This window comes from Shewanella algae (genome assembly GCF_009183365.2).
GTDB classification, from domain to species: domain Bacteria; phylum Pseudomonadota; class Gammaproteobacteria; order Enterobacterales; family Shewanellaceae; genus Shewanella; species Shewanella algae.
The window spans coordinates 4,832,609-4,853,602 of sequence record NZ_CP068230.1; the positions used below are offsets into that span (position 1 = coordinate 4,832,609).

19 protein-coding genes are annotated in these 20,994 nt (G+C 53.6%); 12 read left to right on the forward strand and 7 right to left on the reverse strand.

The features are described 5' to 3' along the window. Nucleotides 1–208 precede the first annotated feature (208 nt). Together prlC and E1N14_RS21590 are read left to right on the forward strand one after the other, a co-directional pair. On the forward strand, nucleotides 209–2,248 hold the full coding sequence (gene prlC, locus E1N14_RS21585; RefSeq protein WP_062793660.1) for an oligopeptidase A: 2,040 nt from the start codon (nucleotides 209–211) through the stop codon (nucleotides 2,246–2,248). 114 nt (nucleotides 2,249–2,362) lie between these two features. Continuing rightward, nucleotides 2,363–2,893 carry a thioesterase family protein gene (locus E1N14_RS21590; RefSeq protein WP_025009092.1) on the forward strand — a complete coding sequence of 177 codons (531 nt, stop codon included), beginning with the start codon at nucleotides 2,363–2,365 and terminating at the stop codon, nucleotides 2,891–2,893. A gap of 8 nt (nucleotides 2,894–2,901) precedes the next feature. Here the strand turns inward: E1N14_RS21590 and E1N14_RS21595 are convergent, their stop codons facing one another. Together E1N14_RS21595 and E1N14_RS21600 are read right to left on the reverse strand one after the other, a co-directional pair. After that, the gene (locus E1N14_RS21595; RefSeq protein ID WP_025009091.1) at nucleotides 2,902–3,555 is read right to left on the reverse strand and encodes a glutathione S-transferase family protein; all 654 of its coding nucleotides are present in this window, start codon (nucleotides 3,553–3,555) and stop codon (nucleotides 2,902–2,904) included. Nucleotides 3,556–3,647: 92 nt separating this feature from the next. Further along, a complete protein-coding gene (locus E1N14_RS21600; RefSeq protein ID WP_025009090.1) occupies nucleotides 3,648–4,553 on the reverse strand; it encodes a LysR family transcriptional regulator in 906 nt (301 codons plus the stop codon). 119 nt (nucleotides 4,554–4,672) lie between these two features. Here E1N14_RS21600 and E1N14_RS21605 point away from each other — a divergent pair, with 119 nt between their 5' ends. Together E1N14_RS21605 and E1N14_RS21610 are read left to right on the forward strand one after the other, a co-directional pair. Beyond that, complete coding sequence (locus E1N14_RS21605; RefSeq protein ID WP_025009089.1) at nucleotides 4,673–5,542, forward strand: SDR family oxidoreductase; 870 nt, start codon at nucleotides 4,673–4,675, stop codon at nucleotides 5,540–5,542. 140 nt (nucleotides 5,543–5,682) lie between these two features. Continuing rightward, nucleotides 5,683–6,372 carry a DNA-3-methyladenine glycosylase I gene (locus E1N14_RS21610; protein WP_025009088.1) on the forward strand — a complete coding sequence of 230 codons (690 nt, stop codon included), beginning with the start codon at nucleotides 5,683–5,685 and terminating at the stop codon, nucleotides 6,370–6,372. Nucleotides 6,373–7,070: 698 nt separating this feature from the next. On the opposite strand, the gene E1N14_RS21615 is transcribed toward E1N14_RS21610, so the two are convergent. Together E1N14_RS21615 and E1N14_RS21620 are read right to left on the reverse strand one after the other, a co-directional pair. Continuing rightward, nucleotides 7,071–9,179: a sensor histidine kinase gene (locus E1N14_RS21615; RefSeq protein ID WP_028780388.1), complete on the reverse strand. Its 2,109-nt coding sequence runs from the start codon at nucleotides 9,177–9,179 to the stop codon at nucleotides 7,071–7,073. Between the two features lie 2 nt (nucleotides 9,180–9,181). Continuing rightward, nucleotides 9,182–10,564: a sigma-54-dependent transcriptional regulator gene (locus E1N14_RS21620; RefSeq protein ID WP_025009087.1), complete on the reverse strand. Its 1,383-nt coding sequence runs from the start codon at nucleotides 10,562–10,564 to the stop codon at nucleotides 9,182–9,184. A gap of 281 nt (nucleotides 10,565–10,845) precedes the next feature. Here E1N14_RS21620 and E1N14_RS21625 point away from each other — a divergent pair, with 281 nt between their 5' ends. The 8 genes from E1N14_RS21625 to mutM are packed head-to-tail and all read left to right on the forward strand — an operon-like array spanning nucleotide 10,846 to nucleotide 17,809. After that, on the forward strand, nucleotides 10,846–11,658 hold the full coding sequence (locus E1N14_RS21625) for an ABC transporter substrate-binding protein (RefSeq protein ID WP_025009086.1): 813 nt from the start codon (nucleotides 10,846–10,848) through the stop codon (nucleotides 11,656–11,658). Continuing rightward, entirely contained in the window at nucleotides 11,655–12,362 is a 708-nt protein-coding gene (locus E1N14_RS21630) for an ABC transporter permease (protein WP_025009085.1), read from the forward strand. The genes E1N14_RS21625 and E1N14_RS21630 overlap by 4 nt, the downstream gene beginning before the upstream one ends. Nucleotides 12,363–12,370: 8 nt before the next feature. Then, nucleotides 12,371–13,078 carry an ABC transporter ATP-binding protein gene (locus E1N14_RS21635; RefSeq protein ID WP_044735567.1) on the forward strand — a complete coding sequence of 236 codons (708 nt, stop codon included), beginning with the start codon at nucleotides 12,371–12,373 and terminating at the stop codon, nucleotides 13,076–13,078. Further along, nucleotides 13,062–13,655 carry a molybdenum cofactor guanylyltransferase MobA gene (gene mobA, locus E1N14_RS21640; protein ID WP_025009084.1) on the forward strand — a complete coding sequence of 198 codons (594 nt, stop codon included), beginning with the start codon at nucleotides 13,062–13,064 and terminating at the stop codon, nucleotides 13,653–13,655. The genes E1N14_RS21635 and mobA overlap by 17 nt, the downstream gene beginning before the upstream one ends. Before the next feature lie 9 nt (nucleotides 13,656–13,664). Further along, the gene (locus E1N14_RS21645) at nucleotides 13,665–15,470 is read left to right on the forward strand and encodes a bifunctional molybdopterin-guanine dinucleotide biosynthesis adaptor protein MobB/molybdopterin molybdotransferase MoeA (protein ID WP_062793659.1); all 1,806 of its coding nucleotides are present in this window, start codon (nucleotides 13,665–13,667) and stop codon (nucleotides 15,468–15,470) included. An 8-nt stretch (nucleotides 15,471–15,478) separates the two neighbouring features. Beyond that, nucleotides 15,479–16,465, forward strand: coding sequence for a GTP 3',8-cyclase MoaA (gene moaA, locus E1N14_RS21650; RefSeq protein ID WP_062793658.1), 987 nt, complete (start codon nucleotides 15,479–15,481; stop codon nucleotides 16,463–16,465). Between the two features lie 53 nt (nucleotides 16,466–16,518). After that, nucleotides 16,519–16,977, forward strand: a complete 459-nt coding sequence (locus E1N14_RS21655) for a hypothetical protein (RefSeq protein WP_025009083.1) — start codon at nucleotides 16,519–16,521, stop codon at nucleotides 16,975–16,977. 16 nt (nucleotides 16,978–16,993) lie between these two features. After that, a complete protein-coding gene (gene mutM, locus E1N14_RS21660) occupies nucleotides 16,994–17,809 on the forward strand; it encodes a bifunctional DNA-formamidopyrimidine glycosylase/DNA-(apurinic or apyrimidinic site) lyase (protein WP_025009082.1) in 816 nt (271 codons plus the stop codon). A 7-nt stretch (nucleotides 17,810–17,816) separates the two neighbouring features. Here mutM and E1N14_RS21665 read toward each other — a convergent pair whose 3' ends face one another. From E1N14_RS21665 to E1N14_RS21675, 3 genes are read right to left on the reverse strand one after another with little or no spacing between them, the layout of a single operon-like run. Next, nucleotides 17,817–19,538 carry an ArnT family glycosyltransferase gene (locus E1N14_RS21665; protein ID WP_062793657.1) on the reverse strand — a complete coding sequence of 574 codons (1,722 nt, stop codon included), beginning with the start codon at nucleotides 19,536–19,538 and terminating at the stop codon, nucleotides 17,817–17,819. Continuing rightward, complete coding sequence (locus tag E1N14_RS21670) at nucleotides 19,538–20,212, reverse strand: TVP38/TMEM64 family protein (protein ID WP_025009081.1); 675 nt, start codon at nucleotides 20,210–20,212, stop codon at nucleotides 19,538–19,540. The genes E1N14_RS21665 and E1N14_RS21670 overlap by 1 nt, the downstream gene beginning before the upstream one ends. A 1-nt stretch (nucleotide 20,213) precedes the next feature. After that, complete coding sequence (locus E1N14_RS21675; protein ID WP_025009080.1) at nucleotides 20,214–20,945, reverse strand: glycosyltransferase family 2 protein; 732 nt, start codon at nucleotides 20,943–20,945, stop codon at nucleotides 20,214–20,216. Nucleotides 20,946–20,994: the final 49 nt, after the last annotated feature.

Consider the following 20,994-nt stretch of genomic DNA (forward strand, 5'->3'; position numbering starts at 1 on the left):
GGTATTTCTCTGCCGAGTTTGGCGGCTATGTTTCACTGCTATGTTTCACATCTATGCCACAGCCATGGCACCAATCGCTTTTATCACCTTGATAAATCACAGCGGAACCCTTATCTATTAGCCACGCCCCTGAATATTCGCCGCCATGGCGGCAAGACCAGGCATCCAATGCAGGCCCTATGGCCCACGCCCAAAGAGAGGACAGACAATGACCAATCCGCTGCTGACAGCACAGGAGCTGCCGCCCTTTTCCAGTATCAAGGCCGAGCACATTCAACCGGCGGTCGAACAGGCCATAGCCAAATGCCGCGATAAGATAGAAGCCGTGCTGGCCGCCGGAGGCCCCTACACTTGGGAGAACCTGGTGGCCCCTCTGGAGCAGGTGGACGATGAGTTGAGCCAGATCTGGTCGCCGATTTCCCATATGAATTCTGTACTCAGCAATGAAGAGTGGCGCGCCGCGCACGATGCCTGCCTACCATTGTTGTCTGAGTACAGCACCTTTGTCGGCCAACATCAGGGCCTGTATCAGGCCTATAAAGAGCTCAAGGCATCGGCGGAATTTGCCCTGCTCAGCCAGGCACAACAGACTGTGATAGAACATAGCCTGAGAGACTTCGAACTGTCGGGAATAGGCCTCAATGATGAACAAAAAGCTCGCTATGGAGAGATTGTAAAGCGCCTGTCCGAACTCAGCAGCACCTATTCCAACCAACTGCTGGATGCCACACATGCCTGGAGCAAGCTGGTTACCGATGAAGCCGAATTGGCCGGTCTGCCAGAGTCTGCCATTGCCGCCGCCAAGGCGATGGCCGAGGCCAAAGGACAGCAAGGTTGGCTATTCACCCTGGATTTTCCATCCTATCTGCCGGTCATGACCTACAGCGACAACCGCAGTCTGCGTGAAGAGTGCTACCGCGCCTTTGTTACCCGCGCTTCGGATCAAGGCCCCAATGCCGGCGAGTTCGACAATGGCCCGCTGATGGACGAGATCCTGAGCCTGCGCCATGAGTTGGCACAGTTACTGGGCTTTGATACCTATGCCGATAAGTCCCTGGCCACCAAGATGGCGCAATCGCCCGAGCAGGTTATCGCCTTCCTCAATGAGCTGGCACTGCGCTCCAAATCTCAGGCCAAGGCCGAGCTGGCCGAACTCAAGGAGTTTGCCAAGGAGCATTATGGTGTAACCGAGTTGGCGGCCTGGGATCTGGGTTACTACGGCGAAAAGCTCAAGCAACACAAGTATGAGATATCTCAGGAAGAGCTACGTCCCTTCTTCCCCGAAGACAAGGTGCTCAGCGGCCTGTTCTACACCATCAAACGCTTGTTCGGTATGGATGTCAAAGAGCAGCAGGATTTCGACAAGTGGCATAAAGATGTGCGCTTTTTCCATATCCTGGATGCCGAGGGCGAACACAGAGGCAGCTTCTATCTGGACCTCTATGCCCGTGAAGGCAAGCGGGGCGGCGCCTGGATGAATGATTGCCGAACCCGGCGGATGACGGCAACTGGCCTGCAAAAGCCGGTAGCCTACCTCACCTGTAACTTCAATCGCCCTGTGGGTGACAAGCCGGCGCTGTTTACCCATGACGAAGTCACTACCCTGTTCCACGAATTTGGTCATGGTATTCACCATATGCTGACCCGCATCGATGTCGGCGGGGTTTCCGGCATCAACGGCGTACCTTGGGATGCCGTGGAGCTGCCAAGCCAGTTTATGGAGAACTGGTGCTGGGCCGAAGAGGCGCTGGCGGAGATCTCCGGCCATTATCAGACCGGGGAGCCGCTGCCCAAGGCGATGCTGGACAAGATGCTGGCCGCCAAGAACTTCCAGTCCGGCATGATGATGCTGCGGCAACTGGAGTTTTCTCTGTTCGACTTCCGCCTGCATCAGGAGTTTGATCCGGCCAAGGGCGCCCATATTCAACAGATGTTGGATGAGGTTCGACGCCAGGTGGCAGTGGTCACACCGCCTGAATTCAACCGCTTCCAGAACGGTTTCGCCCATATCTTTGCCGGAGGTTATGCCGCCGGCTACTACAGCTACAAGTGGGCCGAGGTGTTGTCTGCCGATGCCTTCTCACGCTTCGAGGAGGAAGGTATTTTCAACGAGAGCACAGGACGCGACTTCCTGCACAACATACTTGAGATGGGCGGCAGTGAAGAGCCTATGGTGCTATTTACCCGCTTCCGTGGCCGCGAGCCCAGCATAGACGCACTGCTGCGTCACTCAGGGATCCAATCCTGAGGCAGAAGCAATTGATTAGGCGCCTGCGGGCGCCTTTTTTGTGAGCCAGTTCTCGCTTGCCGTCTGGTATGACCTTTGATAGCCTTTAATTCCTCTCAACTCTTGGACCCTTTGATGAACCTCTACTTTCGCCTGTTTTGGCTGCTGCTCTGGCGAGTGCGCCGGGCAAACGATATCGGTTTTCTCGGCACCAGCCGCATCCGTTATCGGGCTTTACCGAGTGACTGTGACATCAACCTACACCTGACCAACTCCCGCTACCCGGCATTTATGGATCTGGCCCGCACTTATATGATGGCCGAAATGGGCTTGCTGAAGCGCTTTCTAAAACTGAAATGGATGCCGATAGTCAATGCTGCCGAGTTCACCTATGTAAGGGATATCAGGCCATTACAGCAGTTTGAAATTGCTTCTCGCGTGGTTGGCTGGGATGAAAAGTATTTCTACATAGAGCAACGTTTCCTGTCGGACAGAGGCCTGCATGCCATAGTGCATGTCAGAGGTTTGTTCGTCTGCAAACGCAAGCCGGTACCCACGGAAAACCTGTTGACGGAAGCCGGGTTCGATGAAACCACGCCCGAGTTACCGGCAGAGATCATCAAGTGGAAGTCGTTCCTGGATCTCAAAAAGGCCCGTAACAGCTGAATTCTTGTTCAGGGGATTGGCCTGAGCCCACTGCTGGCCTCCTCCTGAGCCAGAGTCACTTCATCCTGCACCAACATCCAGGAACCCCGCAATTGCGCCTGCAGCCAGTAGCGCCCCAAATGCTGGTAATCCAGTAAGTTGAAACTGCGCTGCAGATAACCAAGACAAGGGATTAAGGCACAATCGGCCAAAGTGAACCCATCTCCGCAAAGCCAATGATGCTCAACCAGGCGTAAGTCCAACGCCCGCAGGCAAAGTCTGAGACGGTTTTCAATTTGACGCTGCACCAGTGGAAGTTGCTGCTCTTCCGGTAAGCTATATTGCTGCTCCAGCTGATAGAGACTGTTGTTGAGGTCGTTATCGGCAATTCTGTCATAGAGACGCACTTGCAGATTGAGCTCGGGCTCCTTGGGCAACAGCCGGGTGCCGGCGTCCATTTTATTGTCCAGATACTCTATGATAATGCTGGATTCAGGCAACAGGCTGCCGTCCTGACACACCAAGAGTGGCAGCTTACCGGATGGATAGAAATGCAGATAGTGTTGGCGCTCCAATGGATCCTGCAGATCTGTTACCCGGGGAAAGAAGTTTGCCTGCTTTTCATAAAGTGCCAGCAGCACCTTTTGCGAATAACGCGACAATGGATGGTAGTAAAGCTCCATAGACAGGGATCCCCATGGTTACCAACTTTAACTTTAGTTGCTGGCTACCGCTTAGGGAAGGCGTGAACAGGTACCATGAGTGCCGCGAGGCATTATCCCCCCTCTGTTTGACCCAACTTCTGCTTGAGAAAGTCCAACATGACCCGGACTCTGGGTGGCATCCCCTCACGGTAAGGGTGAATGGCATAGATACCGCCCTCACGCAGATGATAATCCGGTAACAGACGTTCCAGTGCTCCCGAGTCCAATTGCCTTTGCAACAGATGATCCGGCAAGGTGGCTATGCCAAGCCCCTGAGCAGCCAAAGCCGCGATGGCATTGGTACTGTTGCAGCTGATAAAGGGAGTAACCCGAATACGAAACTGCTCGCCCTGACTATTGTGCAAAGTACAGCTGCGAGGCAAATGACTCGATGCATGCATCAGCCATTGGTGATGATGCAGGTTATCCGGATGCAGCGGCTTGCCATGGCGACTAATATACTCGGGCGAAGCCACCAGATACTCTTCGAAGTCGCCCAATTTTATCGCTTTGAATTCAGAGTCTTCCGGCCAGCCGGCCTGAATGGCGATATCTATCTTATGCTCCAGCAGATTGAGCTTATTGTCCTCCAGCAACAGTGTCAGCCGGATATGGGGGAAGCGCTGGTGAAACTCCCCCATCAAGGGCAGCAGTGACAGCTCACCTATCCCTACCGGCACCGTGATCCGCAAACTGCCATGTAGCTGTTGATCACTGGGGCGAGTCACGGCTTCGGCTTGCTTGGCCAGCTGCAACAACTCGGCACAATAGTGATAGAACTGCTGACCGTCTTCACTCAAGCCTATCTTGCGCGTGGTTCTGTGCAATAAACGGCTGCCAAGACGCTGTTCCAGTTTCTTCAAATGTTGACTCACCATGGAGCGGCTGATCCCCAACACTTCTGCGGCCGCCGTTAACGATCCCTGTTCCACTACAGTGGCGAATACCAACATACGATAGAGTTGTGCCGCATCCATCTCTCACCTTTGTTTAATTTCAATAACCAAAGTGATAAGTAAAGCACTCATTATCAATTTTTGCCACGGGGATACACTGATGCCATAAACCTACTGGAGTAAAAAACGGAGTAAAAAACATGATCCTTATCTTAGGTGCATCCGGTCAATTGGGCCGTCTGGTCAGCCAAGCCTTATTGGCAAAGGTTCCTGCCAAACAGTTGAGATTGGCAAGTCGCCACCCTGAACAATTGAACGAGTTTGCTGATGTAGAGAAGGTCTTTGCCGATTACAGTGACCCGGCTTCACTCTCGAAAGCCATGCAGGGCGTCAAACGCCTGTTATTGATCTCGGGTGATGCACCCAATGATCAGAGACTGCAGCAGCACATGAATGTGCTCAGCGCCGCCAAGGCCGCCGCTGTCGAACAATTGGTTTATACCAGTTTCCAATTGGCGACCCTGGACTCGGCATTCGACTTTGCCCGCACCCATGCGGCAACAGAAGCTGCAATAGTTCACTCAGGTGTGCCTTACACCTTGGTACGTAACGGTCCCTATGCCGAATTGCAGTTGGCCGGGTTGGAGCACACTCTGGCAACAGAAACCATGCTTAATGCCGGTGAAAATGGTTTGTTTGCCCCTGTGTGGAAGGCCGATCTGGCAGAGGCCATCGCCGGCATTCTCTCATCGGAATCGCCTGTAAGCAGCCATCTTGGGCAAACCTATACCCTGACAGGCCCGGAACTGTTGAGCCAGGCCAAGGTGGCACAGTACCTGTCGCAGGTGAGTGGCAAAAACATTCGGCTGCAAAACATTTCAGTCGCAGAGCTGGAGCAGATTTTCCTCGGGATCGGCCTCCCCGGTTTTATGGCCAAGGCGTTTGCCAACAACTCCAAGGCGATAGCCGATGGTGAATATCAGCAGCAAAGCACAGATCTGGAGCGTCTGCTGGGGCGCCCAGGGCGTTCACTTAAGGCCCTGTTTGAGCAGAGCCTCACTCAGTCCTGATACCCGATATCGCGTGCCACAGTCCCTCCCTTTGCCTGGGAGGGGCTTTGGTTGTTAACCATCATTGATCACTCCCATCTTTATCCCGATTGGTATTACACTGGTGCAGCAGTAATTGAGCCAATCAAAAGGGAAAGCACATGAGCAAGCCGGAAGATTTTGCCACCATCTATGCCAGAGCCTGCGATCGCAAAGGCGGCGCCGAGCGACTGGAGAGCCTGTTACCCAGAGTCTGTTCCACAGAAGAATTGCTGGAATATACAGATGCCGAGTTACTGTCAGCACTCAGCAAACAGGTATTTCAGAGCGGCTTTGTCTGGAAGGTAGTGGAACACAAATGGCCGGCCTATGAAGAGGCCTTCTTTGGCTTTGAACCCATGAAAGTGTTGATGCTCTCCCCTGAGCAATTGCAGGCCAGAGGTGAGGACAGTCGCCTCATTCGCCACCAGAAAAAGACCCAGGCCATTTATGATAACGCGCTCATGGTGCAGGATATTGCCAGAGAACACGGCAGCCTGGCCCGATATATCGCCCTCTGGCCGGTGGAGGAGATCACCTCACTGTGGCAGGAACTCAAACGCCGTGGTGCACGCTTGGGTGGCAATACCGGCCCCTATTTTCTGCGTGGCATAGGTAAAGACAGCTTCCTGTTGACCACTGATGTTCAAAACTATCTCAAGAGTCACAAACTGGTGGACGCAGGCTTCAGCTCAAAGAGCGGCTTGGCCCAGGTACAAGCTGTATTCAATCATTGGCAACAGAGCAGCGGTAGGAGCATGGCCGCCATCAGCCGTATCTTGGCTTGTAGCACCGGGGACAATCGTATCTGAGGCCTGAGATAAATTTGTCTTGAATATAGACAAAAAACAGTTGCAATCGAAAATGAGAACCATTATCATTTGTTCTGCGTTCCAAAACTCATCCTTAACTGAGAGTCAGTTAACCGCTAGTCGACTGAGATTTGCTTGAAGTTATGGTGTTCCTGAGTTTGCAAAGCACGACATTGCTCACACACTCTTTTAGGCCGGGTTAATTACCCGGCCCTTTTTTTGGCTGATTCTTATTGTCAGAGCTTTATGCTCCTCCTCTCCGCCAACTATTTTAATCCCTCGCCGCTGTTTTTAAATTTTGATGCCCCTCTCTACAAACCAATATTGAGGGAGTCAGGCACTAAGGAAGGTGCAGCCATCTGGATTTAGCCCCAAAACTACCAATGACTACCGGCCTGCACCTTAGATTTAAACTAATTTAAAATTAATAAGTTAGGTAGATTTTGGGTCGGACATCCAAGAAAGGAGGAATAGCACTGGAAAATTTTATCGCCAAAGGTCAAAAAATAGTTGCAAACATAAATGAGAACGATTATCGTTAACTTGCGTTCCAAAACTCATCCTTAGCTTTAGGCCCGCAGTACCCGCTGAGAGTTATGGTGTTCCTGAGTTTGCAAAGCACGACATTGCTCACACACTCTTTGTGGCCGGGTTAATTACCCGGCTCTTTTTTTGTTTTTTCACGCCAAGCCAAGAGCCTACCCGAACAGCAAACCATCATAGGGGCCTGACTGATCCTCTTTGGCCATATGGTAAATACTGACAGTAAACAGAGTCCCCTTACCTACAGTCGAACTAACCTCTATGGTGCCGCCTATGCGTTTGATAATACCGTAGCTCAGCGACAAGCCTAGCCCGGTACCATCCTTACGGGTGGTATAGAAGGGATCGAATATCCGACTCAACTGCTCTTGCGGGATCCCAGAACCTTCATCTTCAATCTCTATCTTGATCCCCACAGGTTCGTCCTGTTCCACCCAGTCATAGGTGCGGATCCAGATCCGCCCCTTGCCATCCATAGCATGAGCAGCGTTGACCACCAGATTGATCAGCACCTGCAGCAGTTGCGGACGATTTACCTGCACCGGATAACTGGCGTTCAGCTCAGGCAACAACACCACTTCCTGCTTACCCAGTGAGTGACGTACCAACAGCTGCATCTCTTCGATAATAGGTGTGATTTGATGCATCTCCAGCGGCGCATTGAACTCGCCTGGACGGCTGTACTGCAGCAAGCTGCGGATAATAGTGCTGATACGCCCCACCTGCTGGATGATGAGATCTATCTCCTCTTCGACCAGCTCGGCGTTATCCCCAAGCTCCACCCGCAGCAGTTCCATATTGCCGAGAATGACGGCGGTAGGATTGTTGATCTCGTGGGCAATCCCAGCAGTCAACTCCCCAAGGGCTGTCAGCTTTTCATTGGTCACCAACTGCTGACGGGTTTCGTTCAGTAATTGCACGTTGCGCTGCAGCTCTTCGGTTTTTTCCTGCAGGCTACGGGTACGTTCCTCGACCTTCATCTCCAGTTGCTCGGCCGCCGCTTGAATTTGCGCATTGCGGCGCTGCAATAAATCGAGCATGCGGTCGAACTGCTCGGCCAGGTTGGCCAGCTCATTGTCTCTGTCCAGTCCCAGCTCGCCGATACGCAGATTGCGCCCGGACTGCACCGCCTTAACCACTTGGTGAATACGCTCTATCGGCTGCAACAAACTGTAGGCGCCGCGATAAACCAAGAGCCCGGAAACCAGCAACACCAACATCAAAATGGTGCCCAACTCTATGATATTAAGCAGATAGTTGTGGATAAAAGGCGACTCGGAAAACCCGGAATAGATCATGCCTATCCGCTGACCACGAATATCGGTCAGCGGCGCATAGGCCGAGATAAACCAGTCGTTGTAAACAAAGGCTCTATCGACCCAGAGTTGGCCCTTGACCAACACCTGCTGACGCACCTCCTCGGACACCAGGGTGCCCAATGCCCGGCCGCGATTTTCATCCTCTTTGGGGAAGAAATGCAGAGGCACATTGGTACTGATGCGGATATTGTCGAGGAAGATGGTCACAGTGCCTATGGAACGCTCAGGCAGTGTGCCTTTGTCATAGACCAGATCGCGAATATGGTCGACGATGCGAGTATTGCGATTAAACAGGATCCCGCCATCCAGATACCAGCCAACCTTACCGTTTTCATCGGCTACCGGCAGCAGGCTGCGACTGAGCATGCCCCGCTCTTCCACTTCTCTGTCGGGATTTTGTGCCCTTAAGGTCATTTTTACCGGGATCTTGGCACGCTCGGCTAACTCGGGATCGATTCGTGCCAGCCGCGAGGAGGAGAGCACCATCAGCCCTGAATAGGCGCTTTGCCCCTGAACCAAGGGCAGCATCTGCCGCAAGTCAGGATCGGCCGCAGCATCGGCAATTCTGACCAGACGCAGAAAATCGAGATCCAACGCCTTGCGCTGTTGATCCAGAAAAGCATTGAGATCTTTCTGCTTCTGCTGTTCACCTTCGAGTATCGAACGGAAATGGGTCTGGAAATCGAAGGACTGCATCACATGTTCCAGCTGCTTTTCCTGACGCTCCTGCACCGCGGCCAGTGTGTTGTTGGCCACTGTCAGGTCGGCTTTGACCTTCATAAACAGCTGTTTGCCTGTGTAGCTGATGTTCCAGTATATGGTGATAAACACCAGGCTCACCAACGTCAGCAAGATAGGCAACAGAGTCAGGATCAGAATGCGATAACGCACCTTTGCCTGCAGCTGCTGCCAGCTCAGGCCAAAGAGCCGTTTGAACAGTGACAAGCTCAGACCTCCGACTCGCAGTCAAACCACTCTTTATATTTACGATCCAGTGTCTTGCGAGACACTCCCAGCACCCTGGCTGCCGCCGACTTATTGCCGCCGTGGGAGTCAACCACGGCCGTGACATGGTCTTTTTCCACATCCTTGAGCGCCCAGTCGTGGGGATAGCCAGGCTGGGCATTCAGTTCGGCCTTGGGCTGTTCTTTCCAGTATTCCGCCGGTGGTTTACCCAGCAGAATGCAGCGCTCTATCATGTTACGCAATTCGCGAATATTCCCAGGCCACTGATGTTGCTGCAGTTTGAGCAGGTCCTCATGGCTCCAGACCACCTCTTTCACCCCGAGCTCTGCGGCCAACTGGCGGGTAAAGTGATGGGTCAATTCCACCACATCATCCGGTCTTTCCCGTAATGGCGGGATAACTATGTCGAGTACATTGAGACGGTAGAAGAGGTCGCGGCGGAAATGCCCGGCTTCCACTTCATCGGCCAGCTTACGGTTGGTTGCCGCTATCACCCGGACATCAATATTAACTTCTTTTTCACTGCCAACCGGACGAATCGCCTTTTGCTCCAACACCCGCAGCAAGGCCGTCTGCATTTTCAGCGGCATCTCCCCGATCTCATCGAGGAAGATGGTGCCTCCGGAGGCAAAGCTGAATAGACCTTCGCGATTGCCTTTGGCACCGGTAAAAGAGCCAGCGGTATGACCAAAGAGTTCACTCTCCAGCAGCTCGGGAGCGATGGCGCCGCAGTTAACAGGCACAAACGGGCCCTGACGACCACTGAGCAGGTGAAGTTGCCTGGCCACCAGCTCCTTACCCGTGCCGGACTCACCTTCGATAAGCACCACCGCATTGGTCGGTGCCACCCGCTCTATCACCCGCTTGACCTCCATCATGGCATCACTGTTGCCTATGATGGTGGAGGAATAGCCACTGGACACTTCCCGGCGCAGCATCAGATTTTCCCGCTTCAGCAAGCGCCGCTCGATGCAGCGGTCGACCGCCTTCATCATCTGCTCCAGATGGAAAGGCTTCATGATGAAGTCGGAAGCACCGGCCCTGAGTGCCTGAATCGCCACTTCCATATCGGCATAGCCAGTCATAAAGATGATGTCGGAGCGCCGCTCCTGATCATCCAGCGCCTCACGCCACTCAATACCTGAGCGGCCGGGCAGACGTATATCCACAATCAGCAGATCGAAGTGACAACGGCTGCGCAGTTGTTCAGCTTCTTCTATGCTGGCAGCGGTTTCTACCAGGGCAAATTTCTTTGCCAGCGCTTTGTTGAGGAAACTGCGCATACCGGGCTCGTCGTCGACGATCAACACGGACACGGCAGAAGGCATTGGCTTAGACTTAAGTGGCTTTTCTATCTGGCTCATATTGTCGGCTTCAGGACATTTTGACTCAATTGAAATAGATTCTATCATTGATACGGTAAAAATTGGTCACTATGAACCAGAGAAAAAGCCGGTTGGGACAATTTGTCTGATACTTATTTACCAAGCTTGGGATCCAGTTCACATATTGGATCCCTCAATATCGGTTTATAGCAAACATTCGTTTTTGGCACCCAAATTGCTTTAATGGGTGCGAGTACAAGGCCGTGGCCCGCAGGCTTATGGGTTAGGCCCACTTATTAAAATCACGCCAAGGAGCAATAATGTTGAACTTGAAACAACTGCTGGGTCTTGCCATTGCGGCAGGCCTGATGATCTCTGCCCCGGCTTCCGCTCAGGAAACCATCAAGCTGGCCACTACCACCAGTACTGAAAACTCAGGTCTGCTGGGTTACCTGCTGCCAAAATTTGAATCTGAATCAGGCTATAAGGTACAAGTGATTGCCACAGGTACAGGTAAGGCTCTGAAACTGGGTTCTCAGGGTGATGTGGATCTGGTGATGACTCACGCTCCTGGCGCAGAAGCCAAGTTCGTCGCCGACGGTTTCGGTGTTGAGCCTCGCGGCATCATGGAAAACGACTTTGTTATCCTTGGCCCCAAGAACGACCCTGCCAAGGCCCGTGACAGCAAAAATGCCGAAGAAGCCTTCGCCAAAATCGCCAAGTCAGGCATCCCTTTCGTATCCCGTGGTGATGACTCAGGTACTCACAAGAAAGAGCTGATCATCTGGAAAGCCGCCAACGTGACTCCAGACTTCAAAGGTTACACCTCTGTAGGTCAAGGTATGGGCAAAACCCTGCTGATGGCCAACGAACTGCAAGGTTACACTCTGTCTGACCGTGGTACTTTCGTGGCTTACAAAGCCAAACTGGACCTGGGTATCGACTTCGACGGCGGTGCCACTCTGGCCAACCCTTACCAGGTTATCCTGATCAACCCTGCCAAATACCCTGATCTGAATCACAAAGGTGCACGTGCCTTCAGTGATTGGTTGATTAGCAAAGAAGCACAAAGCATGATCAACAGCTATAAAGTTCAAGGCGAACAACTGTTCAAGGCAACTTACGGCAAATGAGTGAAGGCTGGTTAGCCCTTATACAGCAGGCCCTAGGCCTGCTGTTTTCCAGAGACCCTGAAGTCTGGTCTATTATCTCCGTCTCTTTCTCGGTATCTTTCGCGGCGCTGCTGATCACCTTGCTACCGTCCATGATACTGGGGTTCGCCCTGGCGTTTGTGCAATTCCCCGGCCGCTGGCTGGTAACCAATCTGGTGCAAACCCTGCAATCCATTCCCACTGTGGTGGTAGGCCTGTTGGCCTATTTACTGCTGACCCGTAACGGTGCTCTGGGTGATCTTCGCTGGCTCTTTACCCAGAAGGGGATGATCCTCGGGCAGATGATGATCTGCGCCCCGGTACTGATAGCCATGAGCCATGCCGCCTTCACCAGTGTCGACCGCCGCGCCTGGGAAACCAGCCGAACTCTGGGCGCCAGTTGGACCTCGGCCATCTGGGTGGTTTGCCGCGAGCTGAGAGTACCTCTGTTACTGGCGATTATCGCCGCGTTTTCCCGTATCATTACTGAAGTCGGCTGTTCCATGATGGTTGGTGGCAACATAGCCCATGTCACCCGTAACATTCCCACCGCGATTTCACTGGAAACCAGTAAAGGCGACTTTGCCCAGGCGATAGCCCTTGGCTTGGTGCTGCTGGTGCTGGCACTGATACTGAATTTTGCTCTGGGTACTCTGCGTGGCAGGGCCAATCCCAGAAGCCATTAGGACGCTTGATGATAAAGCTGATAGCCCAAGATCTAGAGATGCGTTTTGGTGAACGCCTGTTATTTCGCACCCGGCAACTGGAGTTTTGCCAGGGCGAGGTCATCTATCTGCAAGGTGATAATGGCTGCGGCAAAACCACTCTGATGAAGCTGCTGGCCGGTTTACTCAAACCCAGTGCCGGTACCATCTATACCCAAGGATTTCCAGCTGCGCCCTGGTGGCGACGCGATACCTTGCTCGGCAAGGCTATTTACCTGCATCAGCACCCGTACCTGTTTGAAGGCAATGTCAGCTACAATCTGCAACTGGCGCAGAAATACAGCAGCCTGGATAAGACCGAACAGCACACTAGGATGCAAAGCGCGATAGAACATGCCCAGTTGGGGCAACTGCTCAAGACCAACGCCTCAACTCTGTCCGGCGGTGAACGGCAACGGCTGGCACTGGCCAGAGCCTGGCTGTTGAAACCCAAGTTACTCATGCTCGATGAACCCATATCCAATATGGACAGGGCATCGCAGCAAACCGTTTTTGCTATGATTGCCGAATTGAAGCAACAAGGCACAGGACTGCTTATCAGTAGCCACCAGCACTCAGAACTAACGGCACTTTGTCACCAACATTGGCATATAGAATCACAACAACTGACAACCTCAGCCAATTTGACTCTGGCCACGGAAGAACTGCAGGAGAACAACTATGTCGCAGCGCATTGATGCGGTGATACTCGCCGGAGGCATGGCCAGGCGTATGGGCGGAGAAGACAAAGGCCTGGTGGACCTGCTGGGGCGCCCCATGATTGCCCATGTTATCGACAGGGTAAAACCTCAGGTGAATCAGATCCTGATCAACGCCAACCGCAATCAAACACGTTATGCTGAGTTCGGTTTTCCTGTCATTGCCGACCTGGAACAGGGTTATCCCGGGCCGTTGGCGGGAATGATCAGCGCCCTGGATAAGACAGATGCCGATCTGCTGTTGGTGGTGCCCTGCGACTGCCCTTTGCTGCCCAAAGACCTGGTCGAGCGTATGGCGCAAAAGCTGCAGGCGTCAGAGGCGGATCTCGCCGTGGCATCCGACGGCGAGCGGGAGCAGCCGGTGGTTATGCTGCTCAAACCGACGGTGAGGGATTCGATGCAGGCCTTTCTCGATTCCGGCAGGCGCCGTATCGATCTCTGGTACAGTGAACACCCGGTAGTGGTTGAATCATTCGCCGATCAACCCAGCGCCTTTATTAACGTCAATACCAACGAACAAAAACAACAACTCGCGGCGGAAATATCCCAAGCTTAAGAGGTTTTTATGAGCACTGTCTTTACCAATCCCCTGTCCATTCCCGTGTTGGGCTTCTGTGCCTACAGCGGCACAGGCAAGACCACACTGTTGAAGCAGTTGATCCCTGAGCTGAATCGTCGTGGTTTGAGACTGGCAGTGATCAAACACGCTCATCACAACTTTGATATTGATGAGCCGGGCAAAGATAGCTATGAGATGCGCAAGGCCGGCGCCAGACAGATGTTGGTGGCCTCCCATGTGCGTTGGGCCTTGATGACGGAAGATCCGCTGGACAGAGATCCGGACCTGCTGCATCTACTCGGTCAGTTGGAACAGGACAAGGCCGATCTGGTGTTGGTGGAAGGCTTCAAGAAACTGGCGCTGCCCAAAATTGAATTACACCGAGCCGCCCATGGCAAACCCTTTATCCATACCGAGGATCCCAATATCCTCGCAATCGCCTGCTGTGATGAAACCAAGTTGCCGGGAGAGATCCGCCGCCTGGATCTCAACAATGTGGCGCAAATTGCTGACTTTGTGCAGCAGTATGTTCGCGATTATCGCCCCGAATCCAAGCCCTCTGCAGCAAGAGCCCTGCCCTTAAGCGCCTGTGAGCTCGGCAGTGAACAGAATCTGTCGGTACGTCAGGGCATCGACCATATTCTGGAGCAAGTCAAACCCGTCACAGAGACAGAGCTGTTGATACTCGATGAAGCCGACAATCGTATTCTGGCCCAGGATGCCATATCACCGGTGAACGTACCGCAGCAGACCAACTCGGCAATGGATGGTTACGCCTTCGCGTTTCAAGACAACATGTCACAATCCTTTGAACTGAAAGGAGAAGTGCTGGCCGGTCATCAATATTCTGGCCAGTTGCAGCCGGGTGAAGCGGTACGAATTATGACAGGTGCGCCGGTTCCTCTGGGTGCAGATACCATTCAACCCAGAGAGCTTGCCACCGAAACCGATGGCAAGGTCAGCTTCAGTGGCAAGATCTACCGCGGCCAGCACGTTCGTCTGGCGGGTGAAGATATAGCCCAAGGCGCCGTTGCCCTGGGCAGTGGCACTCGTTTGGGCGCTGCCGAGCAAGGCCTGCTGGCTTCGCTGGGACTGTTTGAGATGCCCCTCAAGCGCCGCCCCAGAATTGCCGTATTCTCCACCGGCGATGAAGTCAGCCAACCCGGCACAGAGCTCAAGGCCAACTGCATCTACGACTCCAACCGCTATACCATCAAGGCGATGGCCAAACGTCTGGGCTGTGAAGTGCTGGACTTGGGGATCATCGAAGACTCGGAAGCGGTTCTGAGCCAAACATTGAGCCAGGCGGCGACTCAGGCCGATGTGATCATCAGCTCGGGCGGGGTGTCTGTCGGCAATGCCGACTATATCAAGACAGTGCTGGCCAAGCTGGGGGAAATCAACTTCTGGCGCATCAATATGCGCCCGGGACGCCCCTTGGCGTTTGGTAAGATAGACCAAACATTGTTCTTCGGCTTGCCCGGCAATCCTGTGGCCGTGATGGTCTCTTTCCTGATGTTTGTTCAACCGGCATTGCGTAAACTGGCCGGCGAACCAAGCTGGCAGCCAAGACTTTTGCCGGCGATTGCCGATGAAGCCATGCGCAGCCGCAGCGACCGCACCGAATTCAGCCGCGGCATCATGACCCTGGGAGATGACGGCCAATTGCACGTACGCACAACCGGTGCCCAAGGATCAGGCATGCTCAACTCCATGGTCAAGGCCAACTGTTTGGTGATTATCGGCGAGGCAGATGAACGCATAGAGGCGGGTGAAACCGTCTATGTACACCCGTTTGCAGACCTGCTCTGAGCCTGCCCTTGAACAGCCTGAGTGACGGCTTTGGCCGCAAAATAGAGTATCTGCGCCTCTCCATTACCGACAGGTGTGATTTTCGCTGCATCTATTGCATGAGTGAAGACCCCTGTTTTCTGGAGCGGGAACAGGTATTGAGCCTGGAGGAGCTGGCCTTTATTGGCCGCGCCTTTACCGAGCTTGGCGTCAGCAAGATACGCCTCACCGGCGGCGAACCCTTGGTACGCAGCGACTGTGACCGCTTGGTGGCGCAGCTGGCGGCACTACCCGGGCTCAAGGATCTTTCCATGACCAGCAACGGCTCCAGGCTGGCCAAGCTGGCTCCGGCGCTGAAAGCCGCTGGCTTGAACCGCCTCAATATCAGCCTGGATACCCTAAAGAGCGAACTCTTCACCACCCTGACCCGTAACGGCAAGCTGGAGCGGGTGCTCAAGGGCATAGATGTCGCCAAGGCGGCCGGCTTTGACAAGATCAAGATCAACGCCGTGATCCTCAAGGGCCGCAACGAAAACGAAATTATCGATCTGCTGGAATATTGCCGTCAAAAGCAGCTGGACATCGCCTTTATCGAAGAGATGCCTCTGGGTGTTATGGAAGAGCGTTCTCTGCCAAGGCACATGAGCAGCAGTGATGTCAGAGAAATTATCAATCAACGCTGGCCACTGAGCCTGTCATCCAAGCGTACCGGCGGCCCGGCACGTTACTACAGCATGGCCGACAGCCCTATCCATATAGGTTTTATTTCGCCCCACAGCCATAACTTTTGCCATGAGTGCAACCGGGTCAGAGTCACGGCCGAAGGCCGCTTGCTACTGTGCCTGGGGAATGAACACTCACTGGATCTGAAGCAGATCATCCGCAGCCATCCTGGTGATATAGACGTATTGAAGCAGGCTATCTTCGAGGCGATTCAGCGCAAACCCAAAGAGCATCACTTCGATGATCCCAATCAGGTGCAGATCCTGAGGTTTATGAACAGCACGGGTGGCTGATACCTGCCACCGTGCTACACTGGCGATTCGACCTCAACCAAACATTCTTGCCCATGGCACTGACCCGCAAACAGTGGAATAACATCATTATTCTGGCCTCCATTCTGATGGTGTCGGTACTGACCTTGCTGGATAAACGCATGAACTCGGTGCCCGATACCCGCGAGCTGTTTGACAGCAATACTGAACTGCAGCAGCTGCAACTGGGCGGGATCTGGCTGGCACAGGCCGCCAATGGCCAATGGCAGTGTGATCCCAAGGTGCTCAATTGTGCCGACTGGAGTCAAGCCTGGCTCAGTATTCGGGTATCACCATTGGCAAGTAAACCAGAACTCACCCAAGATGAGCGACCACGAGAGTTGCTGCTGAAAGTCAGCGGCGCTGCCGAGCCACAACTTTGGCTGTTCTATCCCCATCAGGGACTGCTTAAATCTGCCGCCGGGAACTGGTATCTTATTCCCCCCAGCCTCAGAAGTGGTGTTGTACCTCTGCTGAGTGTATCCACAAGCTGATAGAGCAGAGAGCCTTATGCCAGAATTGCCGGAAGTGGAAGTGACCCGCCTCGGGGTTGCGCCGTATCTTGTTGATCAGACCGTCAGTAACCTTATCGTTCGTAATCCTTCGCTGCGTTGGCCGGTACCCGAAACGGCCCGCAATATCATAGGACAGACCATCAGAGCCGTGCGTCGCCGCGCCAAATACCTGCTGCTGGATACAGATGCCGGTACCTGCATAGTGCATCTTGGGATGTCCGGCAGCCTGCGGATTTTGCCCCGTAGCACACCGGCTGAGAAACACGATCATATAGATCTGGAATTGGAAAACGGCCGGGTGCTGAGGTTCAACGATCCGCGCAGATTCGGTGCCTGGCTCTGGTGCGAGTTGCCGGAAACGGCTCATCCGCTGCTGGCCAAACTGGGGCCCGAACCTTTAACGGATGCCTTCAATGTCGAGCAACTACACGCGGCGCTCAAGGGCAAGAAGAAGGCGATAAAACTCTGTCTGATGGACAATGCCATTGTGGTGGGTGTCGGTAATATCTATGCCAACGAAGCCCTGTTTGCCGCCGGGGTCCACCCGCAGGCCGAGGCCGGTAAAGTGGATAAAGAGCGGCTGACAGTGCTGGTCGCCGAGATAAAGCTGATCCTGGCCCAGGCAATCAAGCAGGGGGGCACCACACTGAAAGACTTTACCAATGCCGAAGGTAAACCGGGTTACTTTGCCCAGAAGCTGCATGTCTATGGCCGCGGTGGGGAAACCTGTACCCAATGCGGCCATCTGTTATCCGAAATACGCCTGGGACAGCGCACCACAGTGTTTTGCAGCCTGTGCCAGACACGCTGAAGCACAATCACTCCCGCATCCACTGTCCCGGGTGCGGCGTGTGGTAACTGACCATGGTCTTGGGGGCCTGACACTCGGGCAAACTCGCCGAAGCCCCAAGTAAATACCACTCCTCTCTGTGGGCCGTGCCCATGTTCTGGCCCTTGCTCATATCAAAGCATTCAAGCGTTACCTCACCGGGAACCAGGAGATAACGTTGCTTACCTTGTTGCAGCCACTGCCAGGCCCTGCGCTCCTGCTCGGCAGTGGAAGCCAGATAACTGAAGTGGGTAATACTCATGGGAGAAAACAGAATAAACTGCTCCTTAAAGCGGATCAGTCCAAGCTCGGCATCTTCACCTATTACCTCGGCCGTGTGCTGCATCAAGGCCTTGGGAGTACGTATCCCATCGAGCAACAGATAGCCCCAGCTACTGACCAAGGCCCAACCAAGAATAGTCACCACGCCGGAGCGGAGCAGCGAAGGCTGTTTCCTTAACCACCAGAGCAAAATAAGCCAGGAGGAACCGAGCACCATAAACAGGTAACCAATACCTGTGAGATCATCGGTATAATCAGCCAGTCTCTCAAGCAATTTGGGATGGTGCAGCAATGCCAGCACGCCCAGAGCCAGCAGTAGCCCCCCCAGCAACCACAGCAAGGCGGAAACCAGGCGCTCAAACCATAGACACAACTGTGCTCCCTGCAGTGCTGCTGCAATGGCCAGCGCGGCCATCGGCAGTGCCGGCAAAATATAGACATTACGCTTACCTGGGCTGATGCTGAAAAACACCACCACCAACAAGACCCATAATAGCAAGACAGCAATGCCGGGGTCGGCCTTGATGGCTGTCCAGAGTCGCTTTCCGTAAGCCAATGCCAATAGGGGCAGCGGGAACCAGAGCCAGGGAATGACACTGAAAACAAAGAAATACCAAGGTTTGATATGATGCCAGGCGTTGACGTAACGCTCACCCGTCTGCTTAAACAGAATATTGTTCATATATGCCAGGTGTTCCGGGCTTGCAGATGCTTGAACCGTCAACACCATGGGAACCAACCAGAGCGCAATTACAGCCAGCATAACGACCGGCCCCAATGCCGCCCGCCAGCGCCAACCCTCTCGCCACAAGCCCCTTTGCCAACTGTATAGGGCCAAGGGCAACAACATCAGCAAGGGCAGAAAACCAACTCCCTTGGTGATAACTCCCAGCCCCATAAAGCCCCAGGCGGCAAAGTACCAGCCCCAACTAGGCCCTTTGAAGAAATGGCGCAGCAAGCCATAACACCCTAAAGTTATCCAGCACATCACCATGGCATCTATCTGGGCATTCTTGGCCTGCATCAAAAACTGCGGCACCAACAGCAGCAGCAGAGCGGCGTTGCGCCCGGTGCGAACATTCCACAACCTGGCGCCCAAATCATAGACCAGCATCACTGTCAGCAAACCACACAGGGCATTGGGCAGTAAGAAAGCCAGCTTGAGGTCACCAATCAGGGCATAACAAAGCGCTATGGCCCACATGAAAACCGGCGGCTTGTCCGGATAGAATTCGCCACCACGGCTGGGAAACAACCACTGACCGCTGCTGACCATCTCTCTGGCGACTTCGACAAATCTAGGCTCGTCGGCAGGCCAGGGAGAGCGGAATCCTATTCCCAACAACATGATAAGCAGGGTCAGCCAGAACAGTGCCCAAAACACTCTGGTGTAATCATCACTGTCAAAGTAGCTACGCAGCCAATTCATCAAAGCCCCTGTTTATCGGAGAGTAAATCATCCACCTGACGACTCTGGCGATTACGGTAAAGGTAAGTTCCTATGGCACTGGAAAGCAGCAATAACACCAGACTGATCCCGAGTTGATACTGATCGGACAACCCCAGGCCGGCTCCCGCATAGGCAAAGATCAGCATCTGCGGCAGGTAGCCGATGAAACTGCCGATTAAGAAACCGCCGGCAGGCACCCGGGTTGCCCCGGCAAAGAGATTGGTCAACAGGTTACTGCCAACAGGTAACAGCCTGATCATTAAGACTTTAAGCCAGGTGCGATGAATGATCAGCCGTTCAAAACGTTGCAGCCGCGACCCAAAGCGCTTCTGTAGAAACTCGCGCACCGTCAAACGGGCACAATAAAAGCTGAGGAGACAACCCGCCAAGGCGGCAAAGGTGGAAAACAGGGCGCCCACTGCACCACCAAGCGCGAAGCCGAAAACAAATGCGATGATCTGCCTCGGGCCACCCACTGCGGTAAACAGAGCGCCGACAGCAAACAGTAACGCCACTCCGGCAGGCCCTTGGCGGTGAATAAAGTTAGCGACCCAGTTACTGTCGGTGAGATGCTCAAACCAGCCGGCCTGAACGGCCAACATCAGCCCAAGCAAGACGGATATCAGCAACAGCGTCTTTAGCAGGCGCTTCAGTTTAGTCCCGGCGGCTGTATTCAATGCTGTCTATCTCGGCAATTTTGGCCCGGCGAATCAACCACATCACCCCGAGGATATCGACGATTCCCACCCAGAGTCGATTCCAGGCGGTATATTTGGAAATACCGGCTTGTCTGTCTCTGTGATTAACCACAGAAATCCGCACATCACCGCCCATACGTCGGATAAGCGCCGGAATATACCTATGCATATGGTTGAAATAGGGGAGTTTCAGAAAACTGGCTCGCGGAAAGAGCTTAAGACCACAGCCGGTATCCGGAACGCCATCGTGCAATAAGGCATCGCGTACCCTGTTGGCAAAACGGGATTGAAAGCGTTTCCAAGCCGTATCTTTACGGTGCTTTCGATAACCAGCGATGCAAAAATCAGCACTGTTCATTTCCGGGATCAGCCGGATCATGGCGGGAATGTCGGCAGGATCATTTTGACCATCGGCATCTAGGGTCACTATATATTCCCCTTTGGCCTCGCGCACACCTGTGCAGATAGCCGTGCTCTGGCCTGTACTGCGTTTATGGCGAATAACTCTGGCATCACAGCTGTTTTGCTTTGCAGTTTGCAACACTTCGTCGGCAGTACTATCGCTGCTGCCATCATCTACAACCAGAATTTCAAAAGGGGTTGTCGTTGCCAAGGCCTGACAGATCTCATTAATGAGAGGGCCTATATTGCCGGCTTCGTCTTTGGCGGGTATTACGACTGAAATCAAAAATAAGCTCCCGGGTTCCAAACTTGGGACTGATTAAAAAACAACCTAC

Bases quoted from the DNA above. Each gene is read 5' to 3' on its own strand.
- E1N14_RS21600 (WP_025009090.1), bottom strand. From the start codon at position 4,553: ATGGATGCGGCACAACTCTATCGTATGTTGGTATTCGCCACTGTAGTG.
- E1N14_RS21620 (WP_025009087.1), bottom strand. From the start codon at position 10,564: ATGAGCCAGATAGAAAAGCCACTTAAGTCTAAGCCAATGCCTTCTGCC.
- E1N14_RS21605 (WP_025009089.1), top strand. From the start codon at position 4,673: ATGATCCTTATCTTAGGTGCATCCGGTCAATTGGGCCGTCTGGTCAGC.
- E1N14_RS21625 (WP_025009086.1), top strand. From the start codon at position 10,846: ATGTTGAACTTGAAACAACTGCTGGGTCTTGCCATTGCGGCAGGCCTG.
- mobA (WP_025009084.1), top strand. From the start codon at position 13,062: ATGTCGCAGCGCATTGATGCGGTGATACTCGCCGGAGGCATGGCCAGG.
- E1N14_RS21595 (WP_025009091.1), bottom strand. From the start codon at position 3,555: ATGGAGCTTTACTACCATCCATTGTCGCGTTATTCGCAAAAGGTGCTG.
- E1N14_RS21665 (WP_062793657.1), bottom strand. From the start codon at position 19,538: ATGAATTGGCTGCGTAGCTACTTTGACAGTGATGATTACACCAGAGTG.
- E1N14_RS21645 (WP_062793659.1), top strand. From the start codon at position 13,665: ATGAGCACTGTCTTTACCAATCCCCTGTCCATTCCCGTGTTGGGCTTC.
- E1N14_RS21590 (WP_025009092.1), top strand. From the start codon at position 2,363: ATGAACCTCTACTTTCGCCTGTTTTGGCTGCTGCTCTGGCGAGTGCGC.
- prlC (WP_062793660.1), top strand. From the start codon at position 209: ATGACCAATCCGCTGCTGACAGCACAGGAGCTGCCGCCCTTTTCCAGT.
- E1N14_RS21655 (WP_025009083.1), top strand. From the start codon at position 16,519: ATGGCACTGACCCGCAAACAGTGGAATAACATCATTATTCTGGCCTCC.
- E1N14_RS21610 (WP_025009088.1), top strand. From the start codon at position 5,683: ATGAGCAAGCCGGAAGATTTTGCCACCATCTATGCCAGAGCCTGCGAT.
- mutM (WP_025009082.1), top strand. From the start codon at position 16,994: ATGCCAGAATTGCCGGAAGTGGAAGTGACCCGCCTCGGGGTTGCGCCG.
- E1N14_RS21630 (WP_025009085.1), top strand. From the start codon at position 11,655: ATGAGTGAAGGCTGGTTAGCCCTTATACAGCAGGCCCTAGGCCTGCTG.
- E1N14_RS21635 (WP_044735567.1), top strand. From the start codon at position 12,371: ATGATAAAGCTGATAGCCCAAGATCTAGAGATGCGTTTTGGTGAACGC.